Origin of the sequence: Bradyrhizobium diazoefficiens, from assembly GCF_016616235.1 — a bacterium.
In the GTDB taxonomy this organism is placed as follows: Bacteria; Pseudomonadota; Alphaproteobacteria; order Rhizobiales; family Xanthobacteraceae; genus Bradyrhizobium; species Bradyrhizobium diazoefficiens_H.
On record NZ_CP067100.1, the window covers coordinates 649,645 to 661,691 of the forward strand.

Sequence of the window (12,047 nt, forward strand, 5' to 3'; positions counted from 1 at the left end):
GGGCGTACCGAATTTACCGCGCCTTATCCATTGTGCCCTAGTTTTGCGCATCCGGGTGTTGGGGGCGGGGCGCCCCCGGGGCTGCGGCTGAAGAGAAAACGGGGGTTGGGAATGTCCGGGCGTATCGCGTCGCCGTCGAAACGTACAATATTTCCGACGCTCAGGTTCCGTGCCAAGATCAGCCTCGGCTTTGCCGCCGTACTGGTGATCTCCGCCGGCAGCATGGCCTTCTCTTATTTCGGCTTCGAACGGGTCTCGTCCGGGGTTGGATCCTACCGTACCAGCGTGTCGGAGGCGGACCTTGCCCGCAACATCGACCGCGAGCTGCTGGCGTACCGTTCCGCGGCCAAATATTTCGTCGTCACCGGCAAGGAAGACGACGCCAAGACGGCGCTGGACGCCGAAGCGAACCTGAAGAATGCCATCGATCAAGCCGTCAGGAGCGCCAAGAAGCCGGCGCGGCAGGAGGGCCTCGATAAGCTCGCCAAGGAGTTTTCCAACTTTTCCGCGACTTTCGCGAAGGTGCTCCAGGCCAAGCGCGACAGCGCGCTGCTGGTGCAGAACCAGCTGACGCGCAACGCCAACCTGCTGAAGTACAAGCTCGACGACATCGGCAACAACGCTTCCGACGCCGAGGCGCAGGCGATCGAGTTCGGCACCAAACAGGTCAACGCCCAGTTCCAGACTGCGAGCGCGGCAGCGACCAATTTCGTGCTGACCTCCGACCAGGCGATCGCCACCAGCGCGCTGGCGCGGCTGAAATTCGTCGAGAACTCGCTCGGCGCCGTCTATTCCATGGACGACAAGATCGTCGCCGGGCTGAAGGATGCCAAGGCGCTGCTCGCGGCCTATCGCGAGGCGCTGGAGAAGCTGACAGCCAACGCCAAGATGGTTGATGAGCTCGTGACCGAAATGAGCGGTTCGGCCGGTGCAATCCTGCAAGGCGCGACTGCCATGAAGGCGGACCTCGTCGCCGAACAGCAGCGGCTGGATTTGGAATCGGAAGCGACCATCGGGCGGACCGAGCAACTGGTCTTGATGTTGGCGGTTGGCGGCACACTGCTCGGCGCTGTGCTCGCCTTCCTGCTCGGCACCGGCATCTCGCGTCCGATGATCGCGATGTGCAAGGCGATGCGCGAGCTCGCCTCGGGCAATTTCGATGTCGTGCTGCCGGGTCTCGGCCGTAAGGACGAGATCGGCGAGATGGCCGGCGCCGTCGAGGAGTTCAAGGTTCAGGCGGTGGCCAAGGCCGAGCGCGATGCCACAGCCAGCGAAGCCCAGAACAAGGAGCTGGCCGCCGCGCGCCGCTCCGAGTTGATTCGTTTCGCAGATGATTTCGAGAGCGCCGTCGGCGCCATCGTCTCCAATGTCTCGTCTTCTGCGGTGCAGCTGGAATCGGCGGCCTCCACGCTGACCCGCACTGCCGAGACCACGCAGAGCCTCTCGAGCCAGGTCGCCGGCGTCTCCGAGCAGGCCTCCAGCAACATGCAGTCGGTCGCGACCGCAACCGAAGAGCTGTCGGCCTCGGTCGAGGAGATCGGCCGCCAGGTCCGCGATTCCAGCCGGATCGCAGAGGCCGCCGTGGTGCAGGCCAAGGAAACCGACGGCCGCATCGGCAAGCTCTCGCATGCCGCCCAGCAGATCGGCGAGGTCGTCAAGCTGATCACGGCGATTGCCGAGCAGACCAACCTTCTGGCGCTCAACGCCACGATCGAGGCGGCGCGTGCCGGTGAAGCCGGCCGTGGCTTTGCCGTGGTCGCCAGCGAAGTGAAGTCGCTGGCCAGCCAGACTGCCAAGGCGACCGACGAGATCTCCTCGCACATCGCCGGCATGCAGGGCGCCACCGCCGAATCGGTCGCCGCGATCAAGGAGATCGGCGCCACCATCGGCCAGATCTCGTCGATCTCGACCTCGATCGCCAGCGCCGTCGAGCAGCAGGGCGCGGCGACCCAGGAGATCGCCCGCAGCGTCCAGTCCGTGGCGCAAGGCACTCAGACCGCGGCGACCGATATCGGCCAAGTCAACCGCGGCGCAGCTGAAACCGGCTCGGCCTCGGAAGAGGTGCTGAATTCGGCCAAGACGCTGTCATCCGAAAGCACCCGCCTGCGCGCCGAGCTCGACCGCTTCATGGGGAATATCCGGGCAGCGTAAAGCTCACTCCCTCCCGAACGCCCGCTTCAGCTCAACCTTCGCCCGTTCCAGCCGCGTGCGTTGCGTCGTCGGCAACGTCTTGCCGGCGCGATTGATGTAGAAGGTCAGCATCGACAGCGCTGAACGATAGGCGCCGGTTTTGCGGCGTGAGCTATGCTCGGCCGAGCGCTTCAGCGACGCCGCGATCTTCTTCGCGCTGGTCAGCTTGAACACGCCTTGCTTGAGGTCGAGTGCATCGCTCTGCCTGGTCACGCGCTGTGACCAGCGTTTTGGCGTCGCGCGCTTTGTGCTCTTGCGCGCGGTGCTGCGCCGGGCACCGGTCTTCCGGCGCGCGGTCTTGTGGCCGGCTGCTTTGCGGGCGGCTGCTTTGCGCGCGGTCGTTTTGCGCGAATGTGTCGTCTTTCTGACATGAGCCATGCGTCAACTCCTTGCGGCTCCATCGGAAACGGGCGGTATCGGCTGCCGTTCCCAGGGGAACCTGCTCTTGCCGCAGACGTTGTCGCAGGTGGCAGGCGGAATGCCGCACTCCCATGATCGGATCGTCCCCGTCCACATCACGTGAACCGGGCGGCTTTCGTTGGTCAGACAACAACGCGATGGAATTGCAGCAAAGCCCAGCGCTGAACTATGGACCTGCGATCCCGGCGGTGGCCGCGGCCGACCGCATCGTCGAGACCAGCATTCCCTCGCGGCTGGACGCGTTGCCCTGGAGCGGCTTTCACAGCCGCGTCGTGCTCGCGCTCGGCATCACCTGGATCCTCGACGGGCTCGAGGTGACGCTGGCCGGCGCGCTCTCCGGCGCGCTGAAGCAGAGCCCGACGCTGCACTTCTCCAATCTCGATCTCGGCGTTGCCAATTCCGCCTATCTCGCCGGCGCGGTGTTGGGTGCGCTCGGCTTCGGCTGGCTCACCGACCGCATCGGCCGCAAGAAATTGTTCTTCATCACGCTCGCGCTTTATCTCTCCGCGACGGCCGCCACCGCGCTGTCGTGGGATATCGCCAGCTACGCGCTGTTCCGTTTCCTGACCGGGGCCGGCATCGGCGGCGAATACACCGCCATCAATTCGACCATCCAGGAGCTGGTGCCGGCGCGCTATCGCGGCTGGACCGATCTCGTCATCAACGGCAGCTTCTGGATTGGTGCGGCGATGGGCGCGGTGGCGGCCATCGTGCTGCTCGATCCCGCCATGGTCGGCCCCGACCTCGGCTGGCGCCTCGCTTATCTCATCGGCGCGACCATCGGCCTTGTCGTGCTGTTAATGCGGATGTGGATCCCGGAAAGTCCGCGCTGGCTGATGATCCACGGCCGGCCCGACCAGGCTCACGCCATCGTCGATGACATCGAGCGCTCGGTGGTCGGACACGACCAGGACCCGAGCGACGGGCGCTTCACCAAAATCCGGTTGAAGATGCGCGACCACACGCCGATCGGCGAGGTCGTGCACACCCTGTTCTCCGCCTATCGCCAGCGCGCGCTCGTCGGCCTCGTGCTGATGAGCGCGCAGGCCTTCTTCTACAACGCCATCTTCTTCACCTTCGCGCTGGTGCTGACCGACTTCTACGGCATCAGCGCCGACCACGTCGGCTGGTATCTACTGCCCTTCGCGGCCGGCAATTTCCTCGGCCCGCTGCTGCTCGGCCGCCTGTTCGATACGCTCGGCCGTCGCACCATGATCATGTTCACCTATGGCGTGTCTGGCCTGCTGCTGGCGCTGTCGGGCTATCTGTTCTCGATCGGGGCCTTGAGCGCGCAAGGACAGACGATTGCCTGGATGGTGATCTTCTTCTTTGCCTCGCCGGCCGCGAGTGCAGCCTATCTCACCGTCAGCGAGACCTTTCCGCTCGAAGTTCGCGCGCTGGCCATTGCGGTGTTCTACGCGGTCGGCACCGGCATCGGGGGCGTGATCGGGCCGGCGCTGTTCGGCGCGCTGATCGATACAGGCTCACGCACGAGTGTGTTCGCCGGCTATCTGCTGGGGTCGTTCCTGATGATCGCGGCCGCGATCGTGGCGTGGCGCTATGCCGTGTCAGCGGAACGCCAATCGCTCGAACAAATCGCCCGGCCGCTCGCCTTCATGGAGTAGACTATGACATCAGAACTCGCTGAACTGGATCAGAAGCACGCCATGGCCGATGATGAAGCTCCGGACTCGGTGCCGGTGCCGCATGCGCTCGTGCCGCATCTCGACGAGATCGCGATCCTGCTCGACATCGACGGTACGCTGCTCGACCTGATGCCCACGCCGCGCGAAGTGTGGGTGCCGCCGGGCCTGTCGGAGACGCTCAATCGGCTGACCGAGCGCACATCGGGCGCGCTGGCGATGGTCAGCGGCCGCTCGCTGAACGACATCGACCTGATCTTCGCGCCCGATGTCTTCCGCGCCGTTGCCGGTCACGGCGCGGAGATGCGGCTGTCGGTGGACAACGAGGCGGATGACGTGCACGCGCCGCCGCTGGACAAGGAGCTGAAGCGGCGGCTGGCTGCGATTGCAAAACTCAGTCCCGGCATTCTGCTCGAGGACAAGGGCTATTCGCTGGCGCTGCACTATCGGCTCGCGCCGCACGCGGAGAAGGCGATCTACGAATCCGTCTCGCTGATCCGCGCCGACCTGCCCAACGCGCCCATCGAGGTGCTGCCCGGCAAGTTCGTCTGCGAGATCAAGCATTCCGGATTCACCAAGGCGACCGGCGTGCGCGAATTGATGAAGCACGAACCGTTCAGAGGGCGCCGCCCGATCTTCATCGGCGACGACGTCACGGATGAAACCGTATTCGCGATCATGCCCGACATGAACGGGCTCGCCTTCTCGGTCGGTCGCCGTGCCATCGGCGTGAACGGTCACTTCGATGCGCCGAACGATGTGCGCGCGTTCCTCGCGCGTCTGCTCGACGACACAAGGTTGGAATAAGGCGCGGCCACCTCACAGCCACATTATGGCGGGCGGCGTTCCAGTGCGGACGCCATTCACGCTGCGCTAAACAACCCCTTTGTCGAATGAAATCGCTAGGTTCCCTCCGAAGGAAACTGGTTCCAACGCGCATGCCCGACTTTGGTTTCATTTCGTGGAAATGATGACCGGAACCATATTGATGAACGGCAGTTAAACGGGGTGGAATGAACAGGAGGGGACGACCTGTGAACTTAGTCGTCGTTTCAAATCGAGTTGCGCGCGGTAAACCCAACGAGCCCATGACGGGCGGCCTCGCCGCGGCCTTGCTTCCCGTGGTGGAACATTCGGGGGCGATCTGGGTGGGCTCCTCGGGCCGCGTGCGCGATGGCCATCAGAAGGAGCCGTTTGCCGAGATCGAAGCGCTGGGCTCAGGCGCGATTGCGACGCTGGATCTGCCGGCGGCGCATTACGGCGGCTACTACGAAGGTTTTGCCAATTCGGCGCTCTGGCCGGCGCTGCATTCGCGCAGCGATTTGATCCGCGTCTCGCGCGAGGACTATGTGAGCTATCGCGAGGTCAACGCCTTCATGGCGCGCGCCTTGATGCGATTCCGCAAACCCAAAACTGCGTTCTGGGTGCAGGATTATCATTTCCTCGCGCTCGGCGCCGAGCTGCGCGATCTCGGCGTCGACGATCCGATCGGCTTCTTCCTGCATACGCCCTGGCCGGTCGCCGCGGTGATGCAGGGTGTGCCCAATCATCGCGAGCTGATCACCGCGATGCTGGCTTACGACCTCATCGGGTTCCAGACCGAGGAGGATCGCCAGAACTTCCTCTCTTATGTCAGCGGCGAGCTCGGCCTCGCCATCGACGATGGTATCGTGCTTTCGCAGCACGGCCGCACCCGCTGCGAGGTGTTTCCGATCGGTATCGATGCGGAGAAGTTCGCAGCCTATGCCGCGAAATCGGCGTCGCATCCGGATGTCTCGCGCCTGCGCCGCAGCCTCAATGGCGAGCGGCTCGCAATCGGCGTCGACCGGCTCGATTATTCCAAGGGCCTCGTCAACCGCATCAGCGCGTTCGACCGGCTCTGGACCGAGCAGCCGCAATTCGCGCGCAGCATCTCGCTGCTCCAGATCGCCAATCCCTCCCGCGGCGGCATCGAGGCTTATGGCAATCTCCAGAACGAGGTCGCCCGCCTCGTCACCGACGTCAACGGCCGCCATGGCGAGGTCGACTGGACACCGATCCGCTATCTCAACAAGGGTTTCAGCCAGGCCGTGCTCGCGGGCCTCTACCGTACCGCGCAGATCGGCGTGGTGACGCCGCTGCATGACGGCATGAACTTGGTTGCCAAGGAATATGTCGCCGCGCAAAATCCGGCCGATCCCGGCGTGCTGGTACTGTCGAAATTTGCCGGCGCGGCCAACGAGCTCGACACCGCGCTCCTGGTCAACCCGCACGACATCGACGGCATGGCGCGCGCGATCGCGGTCGCGGCTGCGATGCCGCTCACCGAGCGCAAGATGCGCTGGAATGCGATGATGAAAACGCTACGCGGCCACACCATCCAGCAATGGTCGGCGGACTTCGTCGCCGAGCTGGAGAAGTGCCGGACGGAGAAGGCCGCCGTCGCGCCGCTTGCAACACAGCCGCCGCAGGCACTGCGCTGGCTGAAGTCGGCGATTTCAGGCGTGCGGCTGAGCTAAGATATTCTCCCTCGCCCCGTTCTTACGGGGAGAGGTGAAAAGAAAGCCTCAATAGCAATACGACACCCCATCCAGGATCGCGCATTGCCGCTTGTTCGGCGCGTTGGGATCGTCCAGCGGCACCATGCCCTTGCCTTGGCCGACGAATACGCCGGGTCCAACATGGATCGAGCTCTTGTTGCCGATGATGACACTCGGATGCGGTGTCGAGCTCGAGCGCGTGCCGTCCGGCCAGAGGATGGCATCGCCCGACAGGATCCCGTTGCGCCCATCGTCGCAACTCACCTCGACCCCCTGCCGGATGCAGACCAGGGCCAGGGCCGGTGCGGCAAAGGCCGAGCCAAGGGCCGAAATCAGGCTCAGCGCGGCGATGGTCTTGCGGATGGTCATGGCGTCCCCGGTCATGTCTGGTCGGCTCAGGTGAATCGTCGCGCCAAACCCGCCGCCGGTTCACCGAGCGACGAGGTTTCGACGGATCGTCTACCTCTAATATTCCCTTTTAAATACAACGGCTTGCGGAAATTTAGCGCGATTCCCCCGCGATCCCTTGCAAAATCATCGGCGCCCCTTCAAGAGAGGGCGCTCCGGAGAGATGGCCGAGTGGCTTAAGGCGCACGCTTGGAAAGCGTGTGTGCGGGAAACCGTACCGTGGGTTCGAATCCCACTCTCTCCGCCACCTGGCAAAATCGATCTCGTACTTGGAGCTGCAGACAGGCCAGAAACTCGGCCGTTCTCCTGCTTTTTCGTGGGCGGAGAACTCCCTGCGGTCTTCCAACAAGGCCCTGAATGAAGCCGGAGAACCGAATTTTCTCCGAATCTTTGAACCCGCAAAATCGGTCTAGTACGGCATTTCTCAGAAAATCAACGGCTTGGCTGCGCGGCGGTTTGAATCCGTCTCGCTCAACCGAGAGCAGCGAATTGCACATTCGGTCCCTGCCGCCCGATCGCCGGTTGTTTGATTTACTACTAGCTCCGCCAGGCATCACCAGCCGCGACACGAAACCTTACGGGTTGATTGCTACGATCACTGCATTCTAAGGTAGGTTATCTCCTAACGCCCGGGAAAAGAATGGCTCTTGATTTCGGAAACGTACCGCAGTGGATCACTGCGGGCATCGCCGCAACGGCAGGATGGCTGGCGTATACTTCTCTTCAGTCGCAACGGGTCATTGCGCGACGTCGAGCCGCTTTCGACATCTTTCTCAAGACTGAAACCGACGAAAAGATGCTGACCGCCTTCGACAACTTTCACGCCGGCATTCAGGCAATGAGAAAGGCATCGAGTGTTGAGGCGTTCTGTACCTCGGAAGACCGAGAGATGCGTAAGCACTATTTCTGCATCCGCAAATATCTTAATATCCACGAACTGATTGCGGTCGGCCTCCGAGAAGAGGTGTTGGATGCCGACGTATGTTACTTTTATTGGGCGACACCCTAACAAACCACTACAGCGATGCAAAACCTGTTCTCGATTTTCTCGCCATCCGGGAGAAGAATAAATACACATACGCGGATCTGCATGAGCTGAACAAGAATTGGATCGCTCGAAAGGCAAGAGCTTCCCGCTGACCACCCTCAAGGACGACCTCGCCGCGTCCTGATATCCTAAATCCCCCGTGACTTGCGTTAGGTGCCCGTGGTTAAGCGAAACTGCCCACTTGTATCCTGGCGCCCGTCCCCCCAGATTGTCGCCAAACCGCCTGGGAGGGGCGAAAATGATTACCGAGGAAGACTTTGCGGCCGTCGCCGACTGCCCGCCGGATTTGGCGTTTGCCCGGCTAGAGAAGAGATTCCGACAGCGGCTCGAAAACAATCTTGATAACTCCCAGAACAATAACACCTGGGCGCACTACATCATTGAATACATGAACCACACTCACGCCGCCGCCGAGGCACTTGGGTTGGACTTCCTGGACCTCTTCTCTATCCCCGACGAGGACAATACTTCAAACCTCCAGGACATTCACAACGCATTCCTCAGGGCCGTCGATAACTACACGGTGCGCGCCCACATTCGAAATGTCCGGCACGGTCCGTCCACGTCGTTGCCCCTCGAAGAGCACGACAAGAAGCACATCCGAGCCTACGTCACGAAGATCAAGGAAATTGTCGAAGCCTCGGCGCTCGAAATCGGCAAGAAGGAAGCCTTGCTGAATAAGCTGAATGCGTTTCTGGCTGAGGTCGATCGCGACCGCACCTCAATGCAGCGGTTCAGCGATTTCATCATGGGGCTGGCCAGGACAACGGCGGATGCGACCGAGGAGCTGGAGCCGACGTGGAAATGGGCGCGACTGATCGCCGCGATCTTTGGCGCTCGCTATGACGCCGAGAACGCCAAGCTGCCTCCGCCGCAGAAAAAGATCGAGCCGCCGAAGCCGAAACTCCCGCCGCCCAGGCGGACGAACGGCAGAAACATGGACATGGACGACGACATCCCCTTCTAGACCCTCCCGCTTGCCTGGAAAACGTCCCGACCCGCTCAGAGATCGGGGGACTGAGGACCAGCAGATTGACGTTCTGCAAGCCCTCAGAACCGCGCCTGACCACATGATCGCGATCACCGCGGCTGCCTACGTGGACTACGCGCTCGAAATGGTCATCCAAGAGCGCTTCCGCATAAGGACGAGGACGGGCGGACATTCGACGGCGCGCAGAACGGCTTCCGATCAACGGCATCGTCGAAAATCACTATCGCTTACGCCGCCCGGTCTCTCGAAAAGCCGTCTCGGGATGATTTGCGGATCATCAACAAGGTCCGAAATATCTTCGCCCATTCGATGCACCAGATCGACTTCAAGCATCCCGAGGTTTCTTCCACATGCCGGAAGCTGAGTTTGGTGCAGCGGCGCAGTGACATGTTTCCCGACGCCGCAACCGCAGACCCGCGCTGTCTTTACTGGAATACGTACCTCGACTTCTTCGCCGCTTGGCAATTCCAACGGCGCGGTCGGCACGATCATGTACGTCGCTCCGATCGACGACGAGTAATCCTCATCCCTTCATTTCCGCTTCCAGCGGCGTGGTACATCATAGGTATGGTTCAAGGTAAGGATAAGCACAAAGCGTCGCCGTCACGAGAGCGTCCGTGAGGGCGTTGTCGGAATCCTGGACGTTGAAATTTGCCAAGACTCAGCGTACATGACTTCTCAGAGGCAGCACCGCTGATTTAGCCCATGTCGGTGAGGGCAGCCCACGGCGTCCTTTTTCAAAAAGATTGGACGCATGAATAGGGAAGTAGCGCTTCCCCTCGTAAATATCGACCGGAGCGCTTCCGGAAATGATCTTCCCGGCATCTACGCTAGATGCCAGTGCGGCGGGCCTAGGCCACACAGGGACGATCCCAACACGTAACTTTTCCTCAATGGAAACATTGGGGTCGTGGGGATTGTCCTATGAAGACCATCGGCTGGGCCGCAATCATTTATAGCATTCATGACTTTTGGACCCTCAGCGCGCTTGCGTTGCTGATCGGGGGAGAGCTCGGTCTTGCCTGGCTTTCTCGCCTGAAAAAAGGTCCGGCATGCTTAACTTCGTGTTTACCCGGTCCGCATATTTTGAGGCTGCCGAATCCCCTTTTCTCTTGGTTTTCGAGGCCTCAAATGTCGAATCAACAGCGAAATGTCCAAAAAATAGACGTCCAAATATTGGACGTTATCCGCGGCGTCCTAGCAAACGGACTGCGAGCGGTGGTCCGCACGCGAAAGTTCAAACTGAACTGGTGGACCGGTGCGGTCGCCGCAGAAGAAACAGTCACAACCGTGGAGCCCTCCGATGCTCGGCACTGAACTCCCGCAGTGGCGGGCAAAGAACCGCTTCACCCAGGACACGCTGCGGATGGCGCTGGGCGTCAAATCCCGCCAGACCATCATTACGTGGGAGAAATCGACCGAGCCTCTGCCGCGCCTTGTCGAGCTCGCGCTGCTTGCTCTGGAGAATTTCCCAGAGGAGCGGAAGGTGACGACATTGGCGACAGTTCACCGGACGCCAGTTCCGGCGTCATTCTAGCCTCGGCGCTCTAACCTGTCGGCCGCCACGGTCATGTGGCTGCTCGCGTGGCTGAAAGCCATCGCGATCATCTGCGTTTCTGTCATGGCCTCGATGTACTTCTTTTGCTGCGGGGTGTTGGCGGCTATGAAGGCTCTGCGAAGCTCGACAATCTTCGCTTCTATCAAACCCGGTTTTTCAGCGTGCGCGATCGCGTTACGTAGTTCGTTGCCGACCTTGAGGACTTCCCATAACTCTTCCGTCATTTCCTTGACTAATAATCCTTTCGCGACCCACCATTTGCCAGAGAAGGTGCGGTTCTTTCTGCGCCTGCGGCCCGCTTTCATGAGGGCATTAAGGGCCTGTTCGGCACCGAGGTGAGCCCTTATTACGGTGAGGACGCGCTCTTCAGATTGCCGGATGCGTTCGGTTGCCTTCTTGTGGGCCTCTGCGAACGTTTTTTCCTGTTCGGTAGGCTCTGGCTCTTCGAGCATCACCCAGTTTTCTTCAGCCATGCGCTCCCCCTGCCCGTTGTGGTGGGACAATACTACATCCGGTCCTGGACGAAATCAGAAGAGGCCGCGGTGCTCGGCACGAGCCCGTCATAATATTTCGCCAGCGTCCAGCATCCTCGTAAGTGCATTGCCGACCCGTCTTGTCCTCCATGAGCAGCACATCTGCCGCATCTTGGTGTCGAGTTCGGCGAGGCTGTTGACGCCGACAGCCAGGCAGTTTTGCCGGATTAGCGGGCAGTGGAAGGGGCGGGCGTAGGACCCGAAGTCGGAAATGATGACCTGACCCGGATAGCGACTTACGAACAGCTGGGCGAGCCGGAAGGCCTCATCTTCGTCTATCTCCTTGCGGTCCAGGCGCGCGACGATCGAGGCGCCCATTTTCAGGTGGAAGTTCGTCCGTCTGCACAACACGCGCTGCATAGTCGGTCAGAGCAGCATGTCCTCGAGCAGCCGCTTTGGCTTCTTTTCCTTGTCACTCTTCGAATTTGATCTTAGTCCGCCCGCTCGGCATCCATGAAGTTGGTAGCCAATATTCGCTCTCCATTTCGGACCGTGAGGGTGTCTCTTCCTTCCGAGCCATAGGAAACGGAAGCGAGCCGGCGAGCCTGCTCCACGTCTCCCTTTATGAGCGGATTGATACTGTGCTCGGCAGGGTCGACAACCCTAAGCCAGGTGGCGCGCTCCGCAGCGGCGTCGCACAGCGGGCCGTCGTCTATCAAAAGAAAATCTCGGTTGCTCGGGAAGCAAACCAGTTTTGTCGGCGAGGCCAAATATTAGCTTGTTCATATGGGCCGGCC

General features: G+C 61.3%; 13 protein-coding genes and 1 tRNA gene. 9 read left to right on the top strand and 5 right to left on the bottom strand.

The genetic code is table 11. The features are described 5' to 3' along the window. The first annotated feature begins 111 nt into the window (after positions 1-111). Positions 112-2,151, top strand: a complete 2,040-nt coding sequence (locus JJB99_RS03025; RefSeq protein WP_200497332.1) for a methyl-accepting chemotaxis protein — start codon at positions 112-114, stop codon at positions 2,149-2,151. 3 nt (positions 2,152-2,154) lie between these two features. On the opposite strand, the gene JJB99_RS03030 is transcribed toward JJB99_RS03025, so the two are convergent. After that, a complete protein-coding gene (locus JJB99_RS03030; RefSeq protein ID WP_200497333.1) occupies positions 2,155-2,568 on the bottom strand; it encodes a DUF3175 domain-containing protein in 414 nt (137 codons plus the stop codon). Positions 2,569-2,747: 179 nt separating this feature from the next. Between JJB99_RS03030 and JJB99_RS03035 the strand changes: the two genes are divergently transcribed. The 3 genes from JJB99_RS03035 (at position 2,748) to JJB99_RS03045 (ending at position 6,751) form a co-directional block, all read left to right on the top strand. After that, positions 2,748-4,235, top strand: a complete 1,488-nt coding sequence (locus tag JJB99_RS03035) for an MFS transporter (RefSeq protein ID WP_200497334.1) — start codon at positions 2,748-2,750, stop codon at positions 4,233-4,235. Positions 4,236-4,238: 3 nt separating this feature from the next. Further along, on the top strand, positions 4,239-5,060 hold the full coding sequence (otsB, locus tag JJB99_RS03040; protein ID WP_200497335.1) for a trehalose-phosphatase: 822 nt from the start codon (positions 4,239-4,241) through the stop codon (positions 5,058-5,060). Between the two features lie 227 nt (positions 5,061-5,287). Then, a complete protein-coding gene (locus tag JJB99_RS03045) occupies positions 5,288-6,751 on the top strand; it encodes a trehalose-6-phosphate synthase (RefSeq protein ID WP_200497336.1) in 1,464 nt (487 codons plus the stop codon). A gap of 48 nt (positions 6,752-6,799) precedes the next feature. Here JJB99_RS03045 and JJB99_RS03050 read toward each other — a convergent pair whose 3' ends face one another. Further along, positions 6,800-7,141: a hypothetical protein gene (locus JJB99_RS03050; protein WP_200500025.1), complete on the bottom strand. Its 342-nt coding sequence runs from the start codon at positions 7,139-7,141 to the stop codon at positions 6,800-6,802. 196 nt (positions 7,142-7,337) lie between these two features. On the opposite strand from JJB99_RS03050, the gene JJB99_RS03055 reads away from it, so the two are divergent. From JJB99_RS03055 to JJB99_RS03065, 3 genes are all read left to right on the top strand, one after another. Next, positions 7,338-7,427: transfer RNA gene (locus JJB99_RS03055), tRNA-Ser, on the top strand. A gap of 393 nt (positions 7,428-7,820) precedes the next feature. Then, a complete protein-coding gene (locus JJB99_RS03060) occupies positions 7,821-8,189 on the top strand; it encodes a DUF4760 domain-containing protein (protein WP_200497337.1) in 369 nt (122 codons plus the stop codon). A 277-nt stretch (positions 8,190-8,466) separates the two neighbouring features. Then, entirely contained in the window at positions 8,467-9,195 is a 729-nt protein-coding gene (locus JJB99_RS03065; protein WP_200497338.1) for a hypothetical protein, read from the top strand. 222 nt (positions 9,196-9,417) lie between these two features. Here the strand turns inward: JJB99_RS03065 and JJB99_RS03070 are convergent, their stop codons facing one another. Further along, positions 9,418-9,711, bottom strand: coding sequence for a hypothetical protein (locus JJB99_RS03070; protein ID WP_200497339.1), 294 nt, complete (start codon positions 9,709-9,711; stop codon positions 9,418-9,420). 432 nt (positions 9,712-10,143) lie between these two features. Between JJB99_RS03070 and JJB99_RS03075 the strand changes: the two genes are divergently transcribed. Continuing rightward, a complete protein-coding gene (locus JJB99_RS03075) occupies positions 10,144-10,536 on the top strand; it encodes a hypothetical protein (protein ID WP_200497340.1) in 393 nt (130 codons plus the stop codon). Further along, positions 10,523-10,756 carry a hypothetical protein gene (locus JJB99_RS03080; protein WP_200497341.1) on the top strand — a complete coding sequence of 78 codons (234 nt, stop codon included), beginning with the start codon at positions 10,523-10,525 and terminating at the stop codon, positions 10,754-10,756. Before JJB99_RS03075 ends, JJB99_RS03080 begins: the two co-directional genes overlap by 14 nt. Here the strand turns inward: JJB99_RS03080 and JJB99_RS03085 are convergent. Further along, the gene (locus JJB99_RS03085) at positions 10,753-11,250 is read right to left on the bottom strand and encodes a hypothetical protein (RefSeq protein WP_246775126.1); all 498 of its coding nucleotides are present in this window, start codon (positions 11,248-11,250) and stop codon (positions 10,753-10,755) included. The genes JJB99_RS03080 and JJB99_RS03085 overlap by 4 nt on opposite strands. 87 nt (positions 11,251-11,337) lie before the next feature. Beyond that, positions 11,338-11,628 carry a hypothetical protein gene (locus tag JJB99_RS03090; protein ID WP_200497342.1) on the bottom strand — a complete coding sequence of 97 codons (291 nt, stop codon included), beginning with the start codon at positions 11,626-11,628 and terminating at the stop codon, positions 11,338-11,340. Positions 11,629-12,047: the final 419 nt, after the last annotated feature.

What these genes read in the sequence shown, in the direction of transcription:
- otsB (WP_200497335.1), top strand. Translation starts at nt 4,239, where the DNA reads ATGACATCAGAACTCGCTGAACTGGATCAGAAGCACGCCATGGCCGAT.
- JJB99_RS03025 (WP_200497332.1), top strand. Translation starts at nt 112, where the DNA reads ATGTCCGGGCGTATCGCGTCGCCGTCGAAACGTACAATATTTCCGACG.
- JJB99_RS03050 (WP_200500025.1), bottom strand. Translation starts at nt 7,141, where the DNA reads ATGACCATCCGCAAGACCATCGCCGCGCTGAGCCTGATTTCGGCCCTT.
- JJB99_RS03080 (WP_200497341.1), top strand. Translation starts at nt 10,523, where the DNA reads ATGCTCGGCACTGAACTCCCGCAGTGGCGGGCAAAGAACCGCTTCACC.
- JJB99_RS03085 (WP_246775126.1), bottom strand. Translation starts at nt 11,250, where the DNA reads ATGGCTGAAGAAAACTGGGTGATGCTCGAAGAGCCAGAGCCTACCGAA.
- JJB99_RS03070 (WP_200497339.1), bottom strand. Translation starts at nt 9,711, where the DNA reads ATGATCGTGCCGACCGCGCCGTTGGAATTGCCAAGCGGCGAAGAAGTC.
- JJB99_RS03030 (WP_200497333.1), bottom strand. Translation starts at nt 2,568, where the DNA reads ATGGCTCATGTCAGAAAGACGACACATTCGCGCAAAACGACCGCGCGC.
- JJB99_RS03060 (WP_200497337.1), top strand. Translation starts at nt 7,821, where the DNA reads ATGGCTCTTGATTTCGGAAACGTACCGCAGTGGATCACTGCGGGCATC.
- JJB99_RS03065 (WP_200497338.1), top strand. Translation starts at nt 8,467, where the DNA reads ATGATTACCGAGGAAGACTTTGCGGCCGTCGCCGACTGCCCGCCGGAT.
- JJB99_RS03075 (WP_200497340.1), top strand. Translation starts at nt 10,144, where the DNA reads ATGAAGACCATCGGCTGGGCCGCAATCATTTATAGCATTCATGACTTT.
- JJB99_RS03090 (WP_200497342.1), bottom strand. Translation starts at nt 11,628, where the DNA reads ATGGGCGCCTCGATCGTCGCGCGCCTGGACCGCAAGGAGATAGACGAA.
- JJB99_RS03035 (WP_200497334.1), top strand. Translation starts at nt 2,748, where the DNA reads ATGGAATTGCAGCAAAGCCCAGCGCTGAACTATGGACCTGCGATCCCG.